Source organism: Algibacter sp., assembly GCF_029245835.1.
Classification (GTDB): Bacteria; Bacteroidota; Bacteroidia; order Flavobacteriales; family Flavobacteriaceae; genus Algibacter_B.
In genome coordinates this window covers 1-20,120 of the sequence record NZ_JAQWOO010000003.1, presented here as the reverse complement: position 1 = coordinate 20,120, position 20,120 = coordinate 1, and the positions used below count along the sequence as shown (strand labels likewise).

The window sequence follows — 20,120 nt, the reverse complement described above, 5'->3', positions numbered from 1 at the left end:
GAATGAATACTAAAAACCGATGAAGATAACGAGCTTATTTTTGTATATTTAGTGAAAACTTCATGCTATGTCTAAAACTAGAGAGTATACAAACGGAGCCATTACGGTTGTTTGGAAACCAGAATCTTGTATCCACTCAGCGATTTGTGCAAAAGGATTACCAAATGTGTTTAGGCCAAAAGTAAGGCCATGGATAAGGGTTGAAAAGGGTTCAACCGAAGATTTAATAAATCAAGTAAAACAATGTCCTTCTGGGGCTTTGAGTTATTATTTGAATGGCAAAAAAGAAGGAGGCTCTCAAGTCATAGAAACCAAAGTTGAAGTTTTAGAGAATGGTCCGCTTTTAGTTTATGGTACGTTAAAAGTTCTTGGAAAAGATGGTGATTCTGAAATTAAAAGCAAAACAACAGCGTTTTGTAGATGCGGAAAATCAAACAACAAACCATATTGTGATGGTGCACATGTGAAGGTAGAATTTAAAGGGTAAGTTTTAAACATGAAAAAGCGTTTAAATCAATGATTCAAACGCTTTGATATATAGACGTATTAAGCGAAAAAATATACTTTATATAAATAATTTGGTCCTAGATTAGAAGTTTTAATTACATCACAATATAAAAAAATTATTCTTTTTTAATTTTAATATTTGTAAAGTTTAGATTCCAGTTTTCTTTAGTTTTTTTGTGGTCTTTGGCTAATTTTATTCCGTTATAATCTTGATAATTTTCAAAAGTTGTAATCATAGAAGGTTTTTTTTGATTTCCTCTTCTAAAAATCCATTCTTTAATTAAATAATCATTTCCAAAATAAATATCATAAGCATCTCCAGGAGTGTAACCGCCTTCATTTGGATAGGTTATGGTTATTTTATTGAGTTGATTTTTACTAATAGGCGCTGTTTCTGTAGTCGATTCTGAAAGGGTTGCTCCATGGTCCCAAATCAATTGAAAAGGCACTAAAAGCCAATATTTATCATTACTAAAGCCACCATCTGTTTTTGTAAGTGTAGAGTCTACTTTCCTTCTATTGTAGTTTACAGTGTCTTTTTTAGTAATAGATGTTACCTGATTGGTTTTTGGTTGCCAAATCCAAGTACGTTCAAAATGTGAACTGTCTTTATCTACGTTGAAAGTGAATTGAATTTCAGATACATTTTCCCAGTTTTCAAAACCATGAGCGTTGGCAATTTTTTCGGCTGTAGAAAGCTCTTTTTCTGGTTGAATAGTTTCCGTTTTCTGCTTACAAGAAAAGCAAACACTTATTAAGCTAATAACGACGAGTAATTTTTTCATAATTTAGATTTTTACAAAGATATAACTTGAAGATGACTACCGACGATAATTATTTCAATACTAATAAAGCGACTTGGAACGATAAAGTAAAAGTGCATGCCAAAAGCGATATGTATGATTTAAAAGGGTTTAAAAACGGAAAATCCTCTTTAATGCCTTATGAGTTAGAGGCTTTAGGCAATGTTTCTGGAAAATCATTACTGCATTTACAATGTCATTTTGGACAAGACACGTTGAGTTGGAGCAGGATGGGAGCGAAGTGTACTGGCGTAGATTTGAGTGATGAAGGTATTAAATTAGCACAAAATTTAAATGATGAATTAAAACTTGATGCTGAATTTGTTTGCTGTAATGTTATAGATATTTCGGAATATGTAAAAGCTACTTTTGATATTGTTTTTACAAGTTATGGTGTGATTGGTTGGTTGCCCCATTTAAAACCTTGGGGTAAAATGATTGCTGAGCGTTTAAAGAAAGGTGGTACTTTTTTTATGGCTGAATTTCACCCGATGGTTTGGATGTTTGACTATTTGGATGATAAACCCGTTATAAAGTATGGTTACATGCAAGGCGATGTTATTTATGAGGAATATGAAGGGACTTATGCCAATCAAGACTCGAAAATAGTAAGTAAAGAATATGGTTGGAATCATGGCTTAAGTGAAGTAATTAATGCTTTAGCAGAAGCTGGATTGCATATTGAGTATTTAAAAGAGTTTGATGAAAGCCCTTATGATGTATTGCCTAATTTGATAAAGACAGATTCTGGTATGTTTGTAACTGAAGATAAGTTGTACCCTTTAATTTTTACTTTGAAGGCTACAAAACTTTAAATAATAATAAATTTTTTCTAGTGAATTTTGTGTCTATTGTTCCGTGGTTTTAGAATTAATAATAGACGTTCTCATTGGTTGACTTGAACTGAAAAATCATGAAACATTCTCAGTTATTTCATGTTGTAAATTAGTAATTGAATATTTGGTATTAATTTTTGAGAGCAGACAATCTTTTGATATAAAATCTCTTGAGTTTTTTATAAATTATTCAATTATAAGGGTGATAATGAGTTGGTGGAGCAATTATATCATATTCCGATTGAAGAAAAGTAACTAAATCAATAAGTTCTTGAACAGTCATAACTTCATTATAACTCTTCATTTTTGAATGACCATCTTTCTTCGTAGTTTTTTGTTCGTAGCTCCGTGCTAATTTATGAGAAGGATTGATAACGGAAGTGACGAGATCCCCATAAGATTTTAGCTTAGATAATTTGCCGCCGAGTGGTATGTTAAGATTATCGCTTCCGCCTTTCCAATCGATTTGTGAAATATTATGACATTCAAAACAGGCTAATTTCTTATAGGTTACTTTTCCGTTTTCAATATCGCCTTCAGGTAAAGCAAATCCACGTGCTTGTTGATTGCAGCTACTTATTAGTAAGCCACCACATAATAAGATTATCACCATTAAATAATGTGATAGATTTAAACTAGTACGGTATTTATTTTTAAAAGACATAAAAGTTGATTTAAATTAAGGGTTTAATGTGCCATTGTACATTATATAGAGCTAAAAATAGCGATTAAGAAAAACAATGGAAATGATATTTATCAGTCTTGGTATTCCTTTTTGGTAAGAATGCGCATTGCCAATTACATCACGCTTTATATGATGTAATAATTTTAGGATATCACGAGGGTTTCTTCGTTTTAATGGGTTTCTACTTTCAAAAAAGCCTTAGGAAAATTAGCCTTAAAGCGATTCAATCTTGGAATAGAAACGTTTCTGATATAAGAATTATTAGGATTCAATCTTTCGTAATCTTGATGATAGTCTTCTGCTACCCAGAATTTATGAAATGGGTATATTTCAGCTGCAATTTTGACATTGAGTTTTTTAGCTAAAGCGGTTTTCTTTTCTAAAATGATTTGTTTCTGAGCTTCGTTTTGATAAAAAATAATGGAACGGTATTGCGAGCCTCTGTCGTTTCCTTGTCCGTTTACTTGGGTGACGTTTTGCGATGCAAAATATACATCAACCAAAGTTTCAAAACTTACAACTTTGGGGTCATAAATAATTTCTACAGCTTCGGCATGCCCTGTTCTTCCTGTATTACTGGATGCATAGGTTGGTTTTTTTGTATGGCCACCAGAATATCCTGAAATGGATTCTTCTACACCTTTAACACTCTCGTAAATAGCTTCTACACACCAAAAACAACCGCTTGCGAAATAGGCTCTGGCTTTTCCGTTTTTAATGGCAACTTCAATAGGTTCTGCGTTTATTATGGCTTCTTGCTCTTTTTTTGTTTGTGCAGTATTTTGGCAACTGAAGAATAGGGTTAGTGCTAATATTGGGATTATACTTTTCATAATTTATTTTTTCTTTTTATAGACGTATAAATGTACGAAACCTTAAATTGTTTTATGTGAAATTTATTTTAAATTAGGTTTCAATTTTTTCATGTTCATTTTGTCTTGATGCACTATTTATTTTAAAATGTCCTGTGGATATTTTAAAATAAATACACAAAACCAAAAAATCATATCAATTTGAGGAAATTGCTAAAGCACCATTTGTTCTCAGAATTGCGCGCCTAAAGCTGCGCTTCGCGACTCCATTCCTTAACTCATTATTTTTGCAGATTTATGATTCCCAAGGTGTTGGAAATTGGGTGTTGACTTTTTGCTGAGGTTTTGGTTTGCTTTTAAATGAGGTGTTTTTCTTAGATAGTATTTAACTGTGGATTAAATACTGCCAACTGCGGACTGATTTGCGTTTGGGGTTGCAGTGAAACATAATGTTCATGAGTTCATTAATATTAAATATAAGAGCATGAATAAAAGCCCACAGCGAGGCACGAAGAGAGGACTTGTAGCGGAAAGCCCGACCCTTGTGGTAACGCCCAAATAATTAGCTATAAAAAAAGCCTTCAAAAAAAATGAAGGCTCTTAACTATATGTTTAAAAATGGATTATAGTTTAGAAAACATTTTTTCCATTTTTGCTTTTTGCTCATCGGCTAAAGCAGCATCAACTAAAATACGTCCACTATGCTCATCGGTGATTACTTTTTTGCGAGACGCAATTTCTACCTGAACTTGTGGCGGGATAGTAAAGAAAGATCCTCCAGCAGCACCTCTTTCAATTGGTACAACGGCTAAACCGTTCTTAACGTTTGTTCTTATTCTTGTGTAAGCAGCAACTAAACGGGCTTCTATCTGTTTTTTGTAATCCTCAGATTTACCGAGTAAAGCTTGCTCTTCTTTTTCAGTTTCTGCTAAAATAGCATCAAGCTCACTCTTTTTGTGTTTTAGGTGATTTTCGCGTTCTTTTAAACGCTCTTTAGTTTCAGTAATCACTTCTTTTTTCTGATCTATTTGCGCTTTAAATTCTTTAATGTGCTTTTCAGCCAATTCGATTTCTAGTTCTTGAAACTCAACTTCTTTGGTAAGTGAATTGAATTCTCTGTTATTTCTAACATTTTTTTGTTGCTCAGCATATTTTTTCATCAAAGCTTTTGATTCTTCAATCAAATTCTTTTTCCCAGTAATATCATTATCAATAGCCTCTAAATTAGAAACTAGTTTTTCTACTCTGATGCTTAATCCAGCAACTTCATCTTCTAAATCACGAACTTCTAATGGAAGTTCTCCACGCACATTTCTAATTTCATCAATACGAGAATCGATGAGTTGTAAATCGTACAACGCTCTTAAGCGCTCTTCTACAGTTACTTCTTTCTTTTTAGCCATACTTTAAAAATACTTAACAGGATTGGTATCTATGTTCGATAAAATGATTGCAAAATTAGTAATTTTTTTTGTAAGATATGCTACTAAAAGATTTTTTGTGAATTGCTCACTTTCATAGTGCCCAATATCTGCTAAAAGGATGCTGTTTTCGGCAGTGAAAAAATCGTGGTATTTTAAATCGGCAGTCACAAAAGCATCAGCACCATTAGCTTTAGCAGCGTTAATGGCAAAACTACCCGAGCCACCTAATACAGCGACTTTTTTTATTTTTTTATTTAAAAATGACGAATGTTTGATGCATCCCGTATTCATTTTAGTTTTCAGGTACTTTAAAAAGTTGGATTCATCCATAGGTTCTGCGAATTCGCCTATCATGCCCATACCAATATTTTGATTTTTATTTTCTAAAGTTGTTATTTCATAAGCAACTTCTTCATAAGAATGGGTTTTAAAAAGTGTTTGTAGTACCTCTGATTCTAAGTGTTTAGAGTAGGTTACTGAGATTTTCGTTTCTTTTTCGGTGTGAGTTTTATTTTTTTTGCCTTTTGTGGGATTTGAGTTTTCGTTGCCTTTATAAGTGCCATAACCTTCTACGTTAAAACTGCAATCGGAATAATTCCCTATGTTACCTGCACCTATTTTAAATAATGCTGTTCTGAGTTGTTCTGCTTCATTTTTTGGAACATAGGTGGTTAATTTTTTTATGGTTTCGCTTTGTGGAATTAGAATACGGTTTTTTATTAATTCTAATTGATTACAAATCATATTATTTACACCTTGTAATGTATTATCAAGCGCTGTATGTATGCTAAAAATAGCAATATCATGTTTTATGGCTTTCATAACCACGCGCTCTACATAATTTTTGCCTGTTATTTTTTTTAAGCCTTTAAAAATAATAGGGTGGAAGCTTATAATTAAGTTGCAGTTTGTTTGAATAGCTTCGTCTACAACAGCTTCAAGCGTGTCTAAAGTGACTAAAATACCTGTGATTTTTTGTGTTTTATTACCCACTAATAAACCTACATTATCAAAATCTTCGGCGTAAGCTAATGGCGCAAGTTCTTCTAAATGATTTATAACGTCTTGTACAATCATATTATTTGTGTTTAAGTTTAAAGCACTCATCTCAACTTTTCTCATATTCTAAAAAATCTCTGAAATTCGCTTATATTTCATCTATTTTATTCTACTTAGGGATGCTATGCCCTTCAAAAATAGTTTCATATCAAAAAAATTAAACTCATTTTTGGTTAAAAATAAAAAGTCAAGATGAGTTCAAAGATAAAATAATTACATTCGCTTAAATGAACTTAATTAGAAAAATATTATTCCCAATAGTTCCGATTTATTATCTGGTAACATGGTTTAGAAATAAGCTATACGATTTAGGGGTTAAAAAATCGACTTCTTATGATTTTCCGGTAATTTGTGTTGGTAATTTAAGTGTTGGTGGTACTGGAAAAACCCCAATGATTGAATATTTAATCCGAATTTTAAAAGATAATTATAAGGTTGCCACGCTAAGCAGAGGATATAAAAGGAAAACAGAAGGTTTTCAATTGGCTAATGCAAAGGCTAGTGCTGAAACTATTGGCGATGAGCCTTTTCAGTTTTATTCTAAATTTAAAAATGAGATTCTAGTCGCTGTAGATTCTGATAGACGAAACGGAATAGAACATTTACAACAGTATAATCCAGATGTTGTTTTATTGGATGACGCTTACCAGCATAGAAGCGTAAAAGCGGGTTTTAATATTTTATTAACGACTTATGCTAACCCTTATTTTAAAGATGTGGTTTTACCAACAGGAGATTTAAGAGAGCCAAGAAGTGGAGCAAATAGAGCTGATATAATTGTAGTTACTAAGTGCCCAAAAGTTTTAAACGAAAGTGAAAAGCATACTATTATAAAACGTATTAAGCCTAAAAATACACAGTATGTGTTTTTTAGCTCTATAGCATATTCGGAAACATTATTTTCTGCTGTAAAAACGAAAACACTTCATGATTTAAAGTCTTTTACTCTAGTAACAGGTATTGCAAATGCTACACCCTTATTAGATTTTCTGAAAGATAAAAACTTGAATTTTGAGCATTTAAATTTTAATGATCACCATATGTTTTCAAAACAAGATATAACGGCTTTAGAAAAAAAGGAGTTAATTGTTACTACTGAAAAAGATTTTATGAGATTAAAGCACTATGATTCTCTAAAGGACAAACTATATTACTTACCAATTACAGTAAATATTGATGATATTTTGAAAATGAATCAACATATAACAGATTTTGTTAAGCGCTAGTTGTTTTTCCCTTTTTACTTGCTAATGCATTATAAAGTTTTTTCTCAAACTCTTCTTGCTTAAATGGTTTAGGAATAATATCTGTAAAACCAGCTTCTTCAAACTCATGCATTTTATCTTCGATAGTAACTGCAGTAAGCGCGAAAATAGTAAGTTCTTTATCAAACGATCTTACAATTTTAGTCGCTTCAATACCACTTATTCCTGGCATGTGAATATCCATTAAAATGATGTTGTAATCGTTTGCCTTTATTCTTTCAACAGCGTCTTCACCATTATCAACAATATCACAATGAAGGTCCATTTTAGTTAAAATCTTTTTAGTAATCATTTGGTTGATTTTGTTGTCTTCAACTACCAAAATTTTAACCTTAGATAAATCGATATCGCTAGTGTTACCTTCAAAATAAGTAACTTTATTTTCTTTAGCTTTTTTTATGTTTGTTTGCTCTAGAGGGATTTCAAAATAGAATGTTGTTCCTTTTTCTAACTCACTTTTTACGTAAATTTTACCTTTTAAAATATCAATTAACCCTTTTACAATAGAAAGTCCTAAACCTGTACCACCATATTTACGGTTAATTTGGATTGAACCTTGAGAAAAACTCTCAAACATATGGTCTTGTTTTTCTTGGCTAATACCAATACCGTTATCTTCAACTTCAAAACGAAGCGTGTATATCTTTCCTTCTTCTTCAATTTTATATACACGAATCCAGATGTCGCCATCTTTAGTAAATTTAATAGAGTTTCCAATTAAATTAATTAAAATCTGAGAAATTTTAAGTTGGTCAGCAATAAAGTGGTCTGGTAAGTCTTTATCGTATTCAAAGTGAATTTTAATATTATTGTCTGAAGCCGAATTATTAAGCGCTAAAATAATATTGTTTATTTTCTTTTTTAGGCTGAAAGACTCAGGTTCAATATCTACTTTATTAGCTTCAATTTTATTTATTTGAAGAATATCATTTATAAACGTTAAAAGGTAATCGCCTGAAAATTTAAGTGATTTTAAATGCTGAACTTGTTCTGGTCTAGGGTTTTCATCTAGCAACATATTACTCAAACCTGTAACAGCGTATAAAGGTGTTCGTAACTCATGAGTTACCGTTGATAGGAAGTTCGCCTTAGTTTTTGATGCTAATTCTGCTTTTTCTTTGGCAATAATAAGTTCTCCATTTTTTTTATGAAGCATATTATTTGTTTTCAGCCTAATGTTATTGTTTTTGTAAAGTGATAATGTTAAAAGTGATAAAATAGTAATTAAAGCTACACTTAAAATAGAGATTAGTGTTCCTAAGTTTTTATCATCTTCAGCTTTTTCTAATTTCTTAACAACCTCTATGTTTTTTTCTATTTCTTGATTTAATCGAAATTGAGTTTCTTGATTTCTTGACGAATTTATTCGAGTTAAACCTCTTATTGAGTCAGAAAGATTTAGGTGAGCATTTAAATAATCTCTTGAGCGTTTATGTTCTTCTAGGTTAGAATATAAATTACTAACTACAAAATAGCCTTCGTTTAGGATATTGGTAAGACTATTAGTTTTAGCAATTTGTAAACCCTCTAGAGCAACTTCAAGTGCTTTCTCATTATTACCAAGTTTACTGTAAACTATGGCATGATTTATAAGTGCTTCACTTTGTATTTTTAAGTAGTCGTATTTTTTAGTAATAGCTAAAGATTGCTCAATAACATCTCTTGCTTTTTTATAGTTTTTTAGCTCTTTATAAGTTTTACCTTCACACAGTAATGTTTCTGCTAATTCTTCATTTAAATCTTCTTCTTCAAATTTAGATTTTGCTGCAGTATAAGAATCTAAGGCAGAGTAATAATCTTTTTTCGCTAAATAGACATCACCAAAAATTTTATAAGAATTACCAAGATTCGCATTGTCATTTATAATGCGTTGAATTTCAATAGCTTTGTTTAAAGATTTAATGGCATTCTCTTCCTCTTCAAGAATCAGTTCTAATTTTCCTTTTATAGCATAGATAAGACCAAGACTTTTCTTTTTACCAGCATTTTCAGCAAGCTCTAGTGCTTCGTCAAGATTTTTCTTTGCTTTATAATAGTTGTAGTTTTCTAACTCCGTTTGAGATTGCGCTATTCGGTAGTTGATATTATTTTGTACTAACTCAGGATCTTCATCAATAGTCTTTTGAGAAAAGGCTGTGATGCTGACTAGCATAAAAAAAGTCAATATGTAGTTTTTTATTTGGGGCATTTTCAGTTTATATTGCGGACAAATATAATTATTTTACCGATAAAAGACACTTTTTTTCCGATAAATTGCATAATAAGTCTATTATTCTTTGAGAATAAGCTGTTTCATTATCATACCAACCTATAATTTTCACCATATTTCCTATTACAGATGTCATTTGTGAATCGAAAATACAAGAATGCGGGTTTCCAACAATATCTATAGAAACAATAGGGTCTTCAGTATATTCTAAAATACCTTTATAATTTGTTTCGGCGGCCTGTTTAAATGCATTATTAATATCTTCAATAGAAACTGTTTTTTTTACATTGAACGTTATATCAGTTAATGAGCCATTTATAACAGGAACTCTTATACCACAACCACCAATAACTTCAGAAAGTTCAGGAAATATTTTAGTAAGTGCTTTTGCTGCACCAGTTGTAGTTGGGACTATAGATTGACTTGCAGCTCTAGATCTTCGTAGATCACGATGCGGTTGGTCGTGTAAACTCTGGTCGGTAGTATAGGAGTGAACCGTAGTGATGTATGCTTGATTAATGCCGCAAAGATTATTAATAATAGCAATCATTGGCGCCGCATTATTAGTGGTGCACGATGCGTTCGAAATTATAGTTTCACTACCATCAATGCTAGCATCATTAACGCCTAAAACAATGGTTTTAATAGTGTCTTCAAGAGCAGGAACACTCAAAATAACTTGTTTTGCACCGTTATTAATATGGTGTTGTAATTCTGAAGTTAATTTAAATTTCCCAGTAGACTCTATTACAAAGTCAACATTAAAAGGCTTCCAGTTAATATCTTTTGGGTGTTTTTGATTTAAAAGCGGAATAGGTCTATTGTTAGTAATAATTTCATTTTCGGTATGAGATACTTCACCATCAAAAACACCATGCACACTATCATATTTAAGTAAATGACTCAACGTTTTAGCGTCTGCTAAATCATTTATAGCAACAACTTGAATATTTTTTTGATTTTGAAGTAACCTGAAAACGCGTCTACCAATTCTACCAAAACCATTGATAGCAACATGAATCATATTTAGTTTATGTGTTTTTGTGCTTTATAAGAAGATCTTACTAGGGCACTACTTTCTACATGACGGAATCCTAAATCTAAACCAATAGCTTCGTATTCTTTAAACTGGTCTGGATTAATAAATTCTTTAACAGCTAAGTGCTTTTTACTTGGTTGGAGGTATTGACCAATAGTAACCACATCAACATCATTGGCTCTAAGGTCATGAAGCGTTTCAATAACTTCCTCACGGGTTTCTCCTAAACCAAGCATAATTCCAGATTTTGTACGTCTTTGTCCTTGCTGTTTTAAGTATTTTAAAACACCCATACTTCGGTCGTATTGTGCCTGTATTCTAACTTCGCGAGTTAATCTACGCACCGTTTCAATATTGTGTGATACCACTTCTGGAGCCACATCAATAATTCTATCTATATGTTTTTCAATACCCTGAAAGTCTGGAATTAAAGTCTCAAGCGTTGTTTCAGGATTCATTCTTCTAACAGCTTTAACCGTTTCAGCCCACATAATACTTCCCATGTCTTTTAAATCATCCCTATCAACACTCGTTAAAACCGCATGTTTAATTTGCATAATTTTTATTGATCGCGCTACTTTTTCTGGTTCATCCCAATCAACCGTTTCTGGTCTACCCGTTTTTACACCACAAAACCCGCAAGAGCGCGTACAAATATTACCAAGAATCATAAACGTTGCAGTGCCTTCTCCCCAACATTCTCCCATGTTTGGGCAACTCCCAGAAGCGCAAATGGTATTCAAGTTATATTTATCCACTAAACCTCTTAGTTCGGTGTATTTTTTTCCTGTTGGAAGTTTAACACGCAACCATTTTGGTTTTTGTACACGTTCTGGTAATATATTTGAAGCAGTTTCGGTATTCATATCTCTAAAATGTTGGATGCAAATATACGAAGTATTCTTTAAAAATTTGGGCGTTACCGAAAGGGTCAGGCTTTCCGTTCCAAGTCCTCGCTTATGCGCTAAAGGCGCAAAAGCTGTGGGCTTTCCTCTGCAATCCTTAACGCGGGTATATTTGCTGGCTTAATTTTTTAAATGAGACTTGTTTTGTTTTTGGGAAGGTTCGTTTAACGTTGATGTGTAAGGAAAGTTGCGTGCAAATTAGAAAATTATTTTCGGATAAAGCACAAGCCAAATTTTTAAATTTGACGATTTCCAAAAACGCCTTAACTTCGTTTAGTCAACTAACTATATATGAGCTATATATGTTGTTGTGCGCAGGCTTTTCCGTAATCTAAAATCAGTTATATTTTATTGTCTTTAATCAATTCGCGCAATACGTTAATTTCCAATGGCGGATTTTCTTTATGCAACATTGCGTGACAATTCGGGCAAACAGGTCTCAAATCATTTATCGGGTCAACTTGATAAGTTTTGCCAATTTCTGAAATCGGAATTAAGTGATGGACGTGAACAAACCCTTTTCCTATTTCGCCATATGTTTTTTCAAAATTAAATTCACAAACGTTGCAAAGTGCTTTCCAATGTTTAATACATTCAGCTCTTGCTCTTGGGTTTCGTTCATATACATTGACAGAAATCATTTTCTTATGGCCTTCTTTTAAATTCGCAACTAAATCAGACGGAATTTCTTCGGCAAACTGTACTTCGCCAGTCATTTCGATTTCTTCGAGAGCTTTTTTAAGTTCTGGTCGTAATTGCCAAATGAAAAACGGTTCGTCTTCCCAACCGTTAAAAAACAAATCCCAATATTTATATTTTCTTGCACTTCTTGCTGTAAAGTCAATTTTGTAGAATTCCGAAATACGTTTTGCATATCGCCCAATTTCTAAATTTAAAGGACCAGCTGTATTTTTTCCAGTATAACCCATTAAAAGTCCAATTTGACTTGCTGGTGCTTTTTGTTCTTGAAACGAATAAAGAGATTGAAACATAAGCATATCCATTTCATTCGTGATTTTTTCATCGAGCAAAATTTCAATCCATTCAGTTTTAGTTAATTCTGTTGCCATATTTTTTTTCAGCTTGCACACAAAGTTCTTGCGAATATAAAATCGTTTTAATGTTTTATATCCGACGTTACCTGCCTGTAGGCAGACAGGAACGAAGGTAGCTGAAATTTTTTACAAAGTCAAGTGTTGTCAATTAGTTTAAGTGATACTTGTTAAAAGGGGATACTTATAAAAGAATAGTGTTCATTTACTTATTTAAAGCATAGAAATGCTCAATTTGAAAAGTACAGATAAAAATTAAAGCGTAGTCAGATACCAAACACTAAAACCTATCAAAAAAATAATACCTGAAATACTTAAAAGGTGTAATGACTTAGAGGGCTGCCATTCCTTTGGAGTATGCTTGCTAGAAATTAATTTGTAATTGATAATGGCATAAAAAGGCGCTGTTATAAATGACAAAATTGTAGCGATTTTTATGAGTAAACCCATTTCTGATTCTAGAAAGAAAAAGATACAAATAGTACCTAGTGTGAGCAAACTAATCCAAAATGTATAATTAAACTTAGTGGCTTTTTTAAAGAGTAACTGTGTAGCCTTTGCCATGGCTCTAGGTGATGCATCTAAGGTTGTTAAAGTAGTGCTAAACATAGTCGTAAAAGCCGCAATACCAATAATAATATAAGCCCAATCACCAAGACTAGTGGTGTACATTTTAATTAACTGACTAGAAAAAAGCCCCGCTTTATTACTAAACGTTTCGCTGCTATTAAACATTACTAACGTGCCTAAAAGTACAAACCCAATCCCTAAAAAAATGGTTCCAATATAGCCTACATTAAAATCAAATAGTGCCGATTTAGTGGAATATGATTTGGTATCATTATGCTTTTCAATAGACCATAAAGACTGCCAAACGGCAATATCTAAAGGGGCAGGCATCCAACCCATAAAGGCAATTAAAAAGGCGATTTCTAAACCGTTTTCAGGTAGTACTTGTGTAAAATAAAGGGTATTAGTATTATTAAATAAAGCCATACTTACCGCTGCTAAAGTGCTAATGGTTAGCGTGATGATAATTATTTTTATTAACCTATCTAGTAGTTTGTACTTTCCAAAAATTAATAGACTTAAGCATATAGCTAGAATAATTACGGTCCATAGCTTAACACTAATTAAATCTCCAAAAAGCGAAGATGCTAATCCTGCTGTAACTATGGTAACTGCTGTTTGAATGGTGAATATAGTTGCTAAACTAATTATGAAATATACCATTAAAACCCCTTTTCCTAGTTTTAAATAACCCTCTAATAAACTTTCGCCTGTGGCTGTAGCATAACGAGGGCCAAATTGAAAAAACGGATATTTAAATAGATTTACTAAAAGTAATGCCCAAATTAAACCTAAACCAAAATCTGCGCCAGCACGGGTAGATTGCACTAAATGCGAAACGCCTATAGCTGCACCAGCAAATAATAATCCTGGACCTAGATTTTTGAGTTTAGCAATCATTTACTTTTCTCTAATGATTTCAGCTAATAATTTTTTTGCCCTAAGTAACTTAACTTTTATATTATTCATGGGCTCTTTAAGCTCCTTAGAAATCTCTTTATAACTTAATTCTTGAAAATAGCGGAGATTTATAACTTCTTGATAATGAGGTTTTAATTTTTTAATATCACGAAGTAGTTTTGCTAAATGCTGTTCTGTAATCAATTTATCTTCAGCTGAAGGTGATTCATCTAAAACTTCAAATATTTCCCTGTCATCTTCTGAAATAACGCGCGTAATTGAATTCCTTTCTTTTCGCAATAAATCAATATGAATGTTTTTAGAAATGGTAATTAGCCATGTTTTAAAGGTGTATTTTTCATCAAAGGTTTCAATTTTATCAAATGCTTTGGAGAATGTTTGTATGGTAATATCCTCAGCATCATTCTCATTATGAGTTCGTTTTAACTGAAACCCGTAAACATTATCCCAGAAAGTATCCAATAAATAATTAAATGCTTTTTGATCATTTTTTTTCGCACGCGTAATGGCTTCCTCTATTTCCAATGGTTAGGTTTTGAGATAAGATTGTTTATAAAGATAGTTAATTGCGCAATAATTAGAAAGATTTCAAGGAAAGGAAGGAAAACTAATAAATCTGTTTCATTAAGTTTTTTTGTTGAAATTCCGAATATGGTGTATTGTAATACAACCCGAAAAATGAACAAACATAACACCGTTTTCCAATGGAATACTACGACTAATAGTATAATTGCTAATAACCAAAACAATACATTTGAAACGTATAAGAGTGTTAATAACACTTTATGCTTCATTTTGTAATGTTTTGCTGTTGAAATGTGACGCCTTTTTTGTTTAAACCAAGCAGCAAATGTCTTTTTTGGTATGGATTCTGTAAAGCTTTCTTTTGAATAGCAGATAGCTGTATTTTGAGGCGTGGCTATTTGATTTATAAATAAATCATCATCTCCAGAACGTACTTTTATATGGTTAATAAAGCCATTGGCATCAAAAAATTCTTTTTTAGTATACCCCAAATTTCGTCCAACACCCATGTATGGTAAGCCAAATTTGGTAAACGAAAAATAGTTTACGGCAGTGATAAGCGTTTCAAAACGAATGAGTTTATTTAAAAACGATTTTTTATTTTTTGAATATGCACCGTAACCCAATACAATAGATTTTTTATTGCTAAAATGACTACTCATTTCTTTTATCCAATATTTTGATACAGGCTTGCAATCTGCATCAGTAAATAAAAGATAATCGTTTTTTGCAGCTTTTATGCCTAGTGTTAAAGCATATTTTTTATTTCCCCAAAAGGCTTCAATATTTTTAACATCAACTACTTTTATATTATTATGTAATTTTGAAAAGTGATGAATAACGTCTAAAGTATTATCTTTTGACGAATCATTTATGAGAACAATTTCAAAATCTGGGTAATCTTGCTCTATTATTAAAGGGAGGAATGTTTTTAAGTTTTCTGCTTCGTTTTTAGCACAAATGATAACAGAAATAGCTATGTTTTTTGGAGTAACTTGTTTTTGTTTTAAAAAAGCAAATCTTCCGAAGAAAAAAACATAAAAAAAAGCTTGAATAAAAACTACAGCTACAAACCCGTAGAACATAAAATCAAGAAACCCCATGAAATATTATGAATGTTGAGGTTCGTTACAGTCTGCGTATTGATCTGGTGTTTTTCCGCAAAAACCACAAGATTCCCCTTCTTTATTTAACATAGGGTTTTGGCTAGCACAAGTTCCAGCAAATTTGCCGTCTTTTTTAGCCCAAATTTTAATGGCAATTCCTGCTATTCCTAATCCTAAAAGCACGACGGTTATTAAAAAAAGTTTCATCTAGAGTTTGTAATAATTTATGCAAAGATAGGACTTTAGTTCATAAATTTAGAAGAAGCGAACCCTATTTCTATTAGAATAATTTTAAACGGTAACATTTATGGTAAAGAAGATTTTTTTAATAAAAAGTGATCAAAATTAATTAAACTCATTCTTTGATAACGAATAATCATAAATAGAAAAGCCTCATTTCACATAGAAAATGAGGCTTTTTGTTTTATTACTATTAATCTTATTGTAAATTAATTTGTGCCACAGAATTTCGTGTAGAAGCTATAGAATTACCACCTTTAGGTTCAATAGTTATACTTAATGCAAGTGCATCTTCCATGTAAGGAATGTTTCTAAGTTTTCTATCTGCTTTGTCTAAAATACCCAAGTTAACCATCTTGCCTTGTAACTCTGCCCATATTTGGTAGCATTGTTCTTCTGGTAATTCTGGTAACGAAACCACATCAATCATTGATGTTTTTTCTTTAGGATTTATATAAGCTACAGTTTTTAAATCTTTAGCACGTTCGTTTCCTTTTATTATGTATTTTTCAGTTTCTGGGTTGTTGAGCTTTAAAAGCTGTCTCATAACTTTATCGAGCATTTTGTTGTTTTGCTCAATATCACTTCGTAAATCAAACAATTCTTCAACGACAACCTGATTTTCGTTTGAAAGTTTTTGGTTATGGTTATAAAATAAATATGAAGTTCCAGCAAAAATTAATGCAGCAATACTAGCAGCAATACTAAATTTATACCATTTCTTATATGTATAAGACGTTTTTAATTTAACAACAGGAGTGTCATCAAGTTCATCTAAAATAGTATTTAAGATGTTTTTTGGTGCTTCAACAGCATTTGCTTTTGCAACCACTTCTAGGTTGTATTGCATGGTGTTGTAGGTGTTTTCTATTTCTGGGTATCTTGTAATATAAGACTCCACCATTTCTGCTTCTGCAGTAGTAGTTTCACCTAATAGATATTTGTCTAATAGGCCAGAATTTAAAAAAGTAGTTATTTTCTCATTCATGACTTTATTTATTGAGGGTCGTAAATTTTTTTCAATTCACGTAATCCTATTTTTAATCTTGATTTTATTGTTCCTAACGGAATTTCTAATTCGTCGCTAGCTTCTTGCTGCGTCATGCCCTCAAAAAAGAGTGCATTAATCACTATTTGATATTTTTCATCTAAGCTACTTAGATGTTTTTTTATATCTAATACATCCTGATTTAGTTCGTTGGATGTTACTTTATATACGGTTGAAGTCTCCATTTGGACTTCATTAGTGTTTTTATTTTTTTGTGAACGTGTTTTATCAATAGCTGTATTATATGCAATTCTATATAGCCAAGTGAATAATTTAGCTTTACTTGAGTCGTATTTTTTTGCATACCTCCAAATTTTTACAAACGTTTCTTGAAGGACATCTTGAGCTGTATCATCATCAGCAATTACTTTTTTAATAACTCCTAATAAAGCATCTGCATAATTTTCATAGAGTAAGCTAATAGCTTTTTTATCGCTATTTTGTAATAAAGTAACTATTTGCTTTTCTATTGGTGAAATCAAGATGGGCTATTTTTTGCGTCTACGTTTGTGTGGTAAATGTTTCTCCAAAGTTAGAAATTTCTTTTAGAATTCGTTTGAAGTTTTTGTTTTTAACCGCATTTTAAGAAACAGAAATCGTTTCATAGACTTTTAAATTATAAGATATTAACTTCAGCTTCAATAGAAATTCCGAAAAGACGATGCACTGTTTTTTGAATTAATTTAGAAAGCTTTAGTATATCATTACCCTTGGCGTTTCCATAATTAACAAGAACTAATGCTTGATTTTTATGAATACCATAATCACCAAACCGTTTCCCTTTAAATCCTGCTTTTTCAATAAGCCAACCAGCAGGTACTTTTACTTCGCTTTCTGAAACCGGGTAGCTAGGTATGTCTTTAAAGTTTTCAATAAGGCTGTTAAAATATTTTTTTGAAATTACTGGATTTTTGAAAAAACTACCACTGTTTCCAATTTCTTTTGGGTTTGGTAATTTACTTTCTCTAATGCTTATAACCGCTTTTGAAATATCTTGAATTGTAGGTTTACTAACTTCCATTATCTTTAATTGAGACGTAATTGCCCCATACTTAATACTTAGATTATGGTTGTTTTTTGATAGTTTAAAATTAACACTAGTAATGATATACTTGCCTTTAGCTTCTTGTTTGAATATAGAATTTCTATAGTCAAAATTACAATCTGATTTAGAAAACGATTGCATAGATTTTGTGTCCAACGATATGGCTTCGCATGATTCAAAAGTATCTTTTAACTCTACACCATAAGCGCCAATATTTTGAATTGGGGCAGTGCCAACATTACCAGGAATTAAGGATAAATTCTCAATGCCACCAAAATCATTTTTGATACACCAAAGTACAAATTCATGCCAGTTTTCACCTGCATTAGCTTTAACTATGACAGAATCATGTTCTTCTGAAATAATTTTTACGCCTTTAAGGTTTATATGAATTACAAGACCAATAAAATCTTTGGTAAGTAGCATATTACTACCACCTCCTAAAATAAGTTTGTTAGGATACTCTTTTAAGGATAAAACCTGTTTTAAATCTTCAATATTACTAACTGAAACAAAATGTTTTGCTGTAACATCAATACCAAAAGTATTGTAAGGTTTTAATGATATGTTATTTTGAATGTGCACTAATCTTTATAAACTTTTAAAGCTTCTTTTAAAATATGTACTGCCTTAATTAAGCTTTCTTTATTAAGTACGTAAGCTATTCTTATTTGGTTTAAGCCAACACCTTCAGTGGAGTAGAATCCCGCAGCTGGAGCTACCATAATGGTTTCATTATCAACTTCAAAATCCTCTAAAAGCCATTGTGCAAAATAATCAGAATTTTTAACGGGTAATTCTACAATACAGTAAAAAGCACCTTTAGGTTTTGCAACTTTTACACCATCAATTTTTTGTAATTCAGAAATTAATGTGTTTCTGCGTTCAACATATTCCTCTATAACATCATCAAAATAGCTTTGTGGTGTATCTAAAGCAGCTTCACTAGCAATTTGAGCATACGTAGGTGGACTTAATCTCGCTTGAGCAAATTTTAGTGCCGTTTGAATAACACTCTTGTTTTTTGATACTAAGCAACCAATTCTAGCGCCACACATACTATAACGTTTTGAAACAGAGTCAATCATAATGGCATAATCATCTAACCCGTCTTCTTGCATAATAGAATAATGGGTATGGCCATCATATACAAATTCTCTGTAAACTTCATCAGCAATTAAAAACAAGTCATGCTTTTTTACTATGGCAGCAAGTTTTTGTATTTCTGCTTTAGAATAAAGGTAGCCAGTAGGGTTTCCGGGGTTACAAATTAGTATGGCTTTTGTTTTCTTTGTAATTAATTTTTCAAATTCCTCAATTGGTGGTAATTTGAAATTATCTTCAATTTTAGAAATTACGGGTACTACTTTTACACTAGATGCTTGAGAAAACCCATTATAATTAGCATAAAAAGGTTCAGGAATAATAATTTCATCATCAATGTCCATGACACTTCCAAAAGTAAAAAGAAGTGCTTCACTTCCTCCGGTAGTTACAATAATATCATCATGATTAACTGAAATATTATTTTTTAGATAGTAGTTTGCGATTTTTTTTCTATAATCTTCAGAGCCTTCAGACCTAGAATAAGATAAAATTTTTATATCATTTTGTTTAACAGCTTCTAAGGCAACTTCTGGAGTTTTTATATCTGGTTGTCCAATATTTAAGTAATAGATACTTTTCCCATTTTTAGTAGCTTGTTCTGCATAAGGAACAAGTTTTCGAATAGGTGAAGCAGACATATTATGACCTTTCTTAGATATTATTGGCATTTTTAATGGTTTTAAGTTACAAAGTTGAGAAAATTATCTTGAAGTTTTTTTAAAATCATAGGTAAATAATTTAAAGTTTACTCCTAGGTTAGGTATTTAAGTTCAGGGTGTTAAAGGTCTTGATTTATTTAAAATACTTAGTTGTTAAAAAATATTTTTGAATATCCGTTATAAGTCATAATCCTGTGATATTAGCAATAACAAGCCTATCGAAGAGTTGGTCTCCAAAATATCTACGATTTAGTTTATAGACGAATTCATTTAAGTATAATTGGAGATATTTTCCTTTAATTT

20 protein-coding genes and 1 pseudogene are annotated in these 20,120 nt (G+C 31.6%); 3 read left to right on the top strand and 18 right to left on the bottom strand.

Features of this window, described 5'->3' with window-relative positions; all coding sequences use genetic code 11:
- Positions 1 to 67 precede the first annotated feature (67 nt).
- Positions 68 to 487 carry a (4Fe-4S)-binding protein gene (locus P8K68_RS00425; protein WP_300247100.1) on the top strand — a complete coding sequence of 140 codons (420 nt, stop codon included), beginning with the start codon at positions 68 to 70 and terminating at the stop codon, positions 485 to 487.
- A 136-nt stretch (positions 488 to 623) separates the two neighbouring features.
- Here P8K68_RS00425 and P8K68_RS00420 read toward each other — a convergent pair whose 3' ends face one another.
- Positions 624 to 1,292, bottom strand: coding sequence for a hypothetical protein (locus P8K68_RS00420; RefSeq protein WP_300247098.1), 669 nt, complete (start codon positions 1,290 to 1,292; stop codon positions 624 to 626).
- Positions 1,293 to 1,324: 32 nt separating this feature from the next.
- On the opposite strand from P8K68_RS00420, the gene P8K68_RS00415 reads away from it, so the two are divergent.
- A complete protein-coding gene (locus P8K68_RS00415; protein WP_300247095.1) occupies positions 1,325 to 2,125 on the top strand; it encodes a class I SAM-dependent methyltransferase in 801 nt (266 codons plus the stop codon).
- Between the two features lie 211 nt (positions 2,126 to 2,336).
- Here P8K68_RS00415 and P8K68_RS00410 read toward each other — a convergent pair whose 3' ends face one another.
- From P8K68_RS00410 to P8K68_RS00395, 4 genes are all read right to left on the bottom strand, one after another.
- On the bottom strand, positions 2,337 to 2,759 hold the full coding sequence (locus tag P8K68_RS00410; RefSeq protein WP_300247093.1) for a c-type cytochrome: 423 nt from the start codon (positions 2,757 to 2,759) through the stop codon (positions 2,337 to 2,339).
- 242 nt (positions 2,760 to 3,001) lie between these two features.
- Positions 3,002 to 3,664 carry a peptide-methionine (S)-S-oxide reductase MsrA gene (gene msrA, locus P8K68_RS00405; RefSeq protein WP_300247091.1) on the bottom strand — a complete coding sequence of 221 codons (663 nt, stop codon included), beginning with the start codon at positions 3,662 to 3,664 and terminating at the stop codon, positions 3,002 to 3,004.
- Positions 3,665 to 4,266: 602 nt separating this feature from the next.
- Entirely contained in the window at positions 4,267 to 5,046 is a 780-nt protein-coding gene (locus P8K68_RS00400; protein ID WP_300247089.1) for a C4-type zinc ribbon domain-containing protein, read from the bottom strand.
- A gap of 3 nt (positions 5,047 to 5,049) precedes the next feature.
- Entirely contained in the window at positions 5,050 to 6,144 is a 1,095-nt protein-coding gene (locus P8K68_RS00395) for a Nif3-like dinuclear metal center hexameric protein (RefSeq protein ID WP_300247134.1), read from the bottom strand.
- A 209-nt stretch (positions 6,145 to 6,353) separates the two neighbouring features.
- Here P8K68_RS00395 and lpxK point away from each other — a divergent pair, with 209 nt between their 5' ends.
- Entirely contained in the window at positions 6,354 to 7,352 is a 999-nt protein-coding gene (gene lpxK, locus P8K68_RS00390; RefSeq protein WP_300247087.1) for a tetraacyldisaccharide 4'-kinase, read from the top strand.
- Here lpxK and P8K68_RS00385 read toward each other — a convergent pair.
- From P8K68_RS00385 to P8K68_RS00325, 13 genes and pseudogenes are all read right to left on the bottom strand, one after another.
- Positions 7,342 to 9,543, bottom strand: a complete 2,202-nt coding sequence (locus P8K68_RS00385) for an ATP-binding protein (RefSeq protein ID WP_300247085.1) — start codon at positions 9,541 to 9,543, stop codon at positions 7,342 to 7,344. The two genes, lpxK and P8K68_RS00385, sit on opposite strands and share 11 nt — an antisense overlap.
- Before the next feature lie 64 nt (positions 9,544 to 9,607).
- Positions 9,608 to 10,624, bottom strand: a complete 1,017-nt coding sequence (gap, locus tag P8K68_RS00380; protein WP_300247083.1) for a type I glyceraldehyde-3-phosphate dehydrogenase — start codon at positions 10,622 to 10,624, stop codon at positions 9,608 to 9,610.
- Between the two features lie 2 nt (positions 10,625 to 10,626).
- On the bottom strand, positions 10,627 to 11,505 hold the full coding sequence (gene lipA, locus P8K68_RS00375; RefSeq protein ID WP_300247081.1) for a lipoyl synthase: 879 nt from the start codon (positions 11,503 to 11,505) through the stop codon (positions 10,627 to 10,629).
- A 380-nt stretch (positions 11,506 to 11,885) separates the two neighbouring features.
- Positions 11,886 to 12,614, bottom strand: a complete 729-nt coding sequence (locus P8K68_RS00370) for an HNH endonuclease (protein ID WP_300247079.1) — start codon at positions 12,612 to 12,614, stop codon at positions 11,886 to 11,888.
- A gap of 237 nt (positions 12,615 to 12,851) precedes the next feature.
- Entirely contained in the window at positions 12,852 to 14,066 is a 1,215-nt protein-coding gene (locus tag P8K68_RS00365; protein ID WP_300247077.1) for an Nramp family divalent metal transporter, read from the bottom strand.
- Positions 14,067 to 14,612, bottom strand: coding sequence for a sigma-70 family RNA polymerase sigma factor (locus P8K68_RS00360; protein WP_300247076.1), 546 nt, complete (start codon positions 14,610 to 14,612; stop codon positions 14,067 to 14,069).
- Positions 14,603 to 15,715, bottom strand: a complete 1,113-nt coding sequence (locus P8K68_RS00355; RefSeq protein WP_300247074.1) for a glycosyltransferase — start codon at positions 15,713 to 15,715, stop codon at positions 14,603 to 14,605. Before P8K68_RS00355 ends, P8K68_RS00360 begins: the two co-directional genes overlap by 10 nt.
- Before the next feature lie 6 nt (positions 15,716 to 15,721).
- Positions 15,722 to 15,925: a membrane or secreted protein gene (locus tag P8K68_RS00350; protein WP_300247072.1), complete on the bottom strand. Its 204-nt coding sequence runs from the start codon at positions 15,923 to 15,925 to the stop codon at positions 15,722 to 15,724.
- 232 nt (positions 15,926 to 16,157) lie between these two features.
- Positions 16,158 to 16,946 carry an anti-sigma factor gene (locus P8K68_RS00345; protein WP_300247070.1) on the bottom strand — a complete coding sequence of 263 codons (789 nt, stop codon included), beginning with the start codon at positions 16,944 to 16,946 and terminating at the stop codon, positions 16,158 to 16,160.
- A gap of 8 nt (positions 16,947 to 16,954) precedes the next feature.
- Positions 16,955 to 17,488: an RNA polymerase sigma factor gene (locus P8K68_RS00340; protein ID WP_300247068.1), complete on the bottom strand. Its 534-nt coding sequence runs from the start codon at positions 17,486 to 17,488 to the stop codon at positions 16,955 to 16,957.
- A 134-nt stretch (positions 17,489 to 17,622) separates the two neighbouring features.
- On the bottom strand, positions 17,623 to 18,636 hold the full coding sequence (murB, locus tag P8K68_RS00335; RefSeq protein ID WP_300247066.1) for a UDP-N-acetylmuramate dehydrogenase: 1,014 nt from the start codon (positions 18,634 to 18,636) through the stop codon (positions 17,623 to 17,625).
- Positions 18,636 to 19,826, bottom strand: coding sequence for a pyridoxal phosphate-dependent aminotransferase (locus P8K68_RS00330; protein ID WP_300247064.1), 1,191 nt, complete (start codon positions 19,824 to 19,826; stop codon positions 18,636 to 18,638). The genes murB and P8K68_RS00330 overlap by 1 nt, the downstream gene beginning before the upstream one ends.
- Before the next feature lie 175 nt (positions 19,827 to 20,001).
- A pseudogene (locus P8K68_RS00325) lies at positions 20,002 to 20,120 on the bottom strand (IS1595 family transposase); the annotation flags it as partial.

Excerpts from the sequence above, each read along its gene's own strand:
- P8K68_RS00400 (WP_300247089.1), bottom strand. The coding sequence starts at position 5,046 with ATGGCTAAAAAGAAAGAAGTAACTGTAGAAGAGCGCTTAAGAGCGTTG.
- P8K68_RS00420 (WP_300247098.1), bottom strand. The coding sequence starts at position 1,292 with ATGAAAAAATTACTCGTCGTTATTAGCTTAATAAGTGTTTGCTTTTCT.
- P8K68_RS00415 (WP_300247095.1), top strand. The coding sequence starts at position 1,325 with ATGACTACCGACGATAATTATTTCAATACTAATAAAGCGACTTGGAAC.
- P8K68_RS00355 (WP_300247074.1), bottom strand. The coding sequence starts at position 15,715 with ATGGGGTTTCTTGATTTTATGTTCTACGGGTTTGTAGCTGTAGTTTTT.
- P8K68_RS00425 (WP_300247100.1), top strand. The coding sequence starts at position 68 with ATGTCTAAAACTAGAGAGTATACAAACGGAGCCATTACGGTTGTTTGG.
- P8K68_RS00330 (WP_300247064.1), bottom strand. The coding sequence starts at position 19,826 with ATGCCAATAATATCTAAGAAAGGTCATAATATGTCTGCTTCACCTATT.
- lpxK (WP_300247087.1), top strand. The coding sequence starts at position 6,354 with ATGAACTTAATTAGAAAAATATTATTCCCAATAGTTCCGATTTATTAT.
- lipA (WP_300247081.1), bottom strand. The coding sequence starts at position 11,505 with ATGAATACCGAAACTGCTTCAAATATATTACCAGAACGTGTACAAAAA.
- P8K68_RS00345 (WP_300247070.1), bottom strand. The coding sequence starts at position 16,946 with ATGAATGAGAAAATAACTACTTTTTTAAATTCTGGCCTATTAGACAAA.
- msrA (WP_300247091.1), bottom strand. The coding sequence starts at position 3,664 with ATGAAAAGTATAATCCCAATATTAGCACTAACCCTATTCTTCAGTTGC.
- P8K68_RS00385 (WP_300247085.1), bottom strand. The coding sequence starts at position 9,543 with ATGCTAGTCAGCATCACAGCCTTTTCTCAAAAGACTATTGATGAAGAT.
- P8K68_RS00350 (WP_300247072.1), bottom strand. The coding sequence starts at position 15,925 with ATGAAACTTTTTTTAATAACCGTCGTGCTTTTAGGATTAGGAATAGCA.
- P8K68_RS00395 (WP_300247134.1), bottom strand. The coding sequence starts at position 6,144 with ATGATTGTACAAGACGTTATAAATCATTTAGAAGAACTTGCGCCATTA.
- P8K68_RS00365 (WP_300247077.1), bottom strand. The coding sequence starts at position 14,066 with ATGATTGCTAAACTCAAAAATCTAGGTCCAGGATTATTATTTGCTGGT.
- P8K68_RS00370 (WP_300247079.1), bottom strand. The coding sequence starts at position 12,614 with ATGGCAACAGAATTAACTAAAACTGAATGGATTGAAATTTTGCTCGAT.
- gap (WP_300247083.1), bottom strand. The coding sequence starts at position 10,624 with ATGATTCATGTTGCTATCAATGGTTTTGGTAGAATTGGTAGACGCGTT.
- P8K68_RS00410 (WP_300247093.1), bottom strand. The coding sequence starts at position 2,759 with ATGGTGATAATCTTATTATGTGGTGGCTTACTAATAAGTAGCTGCAAT.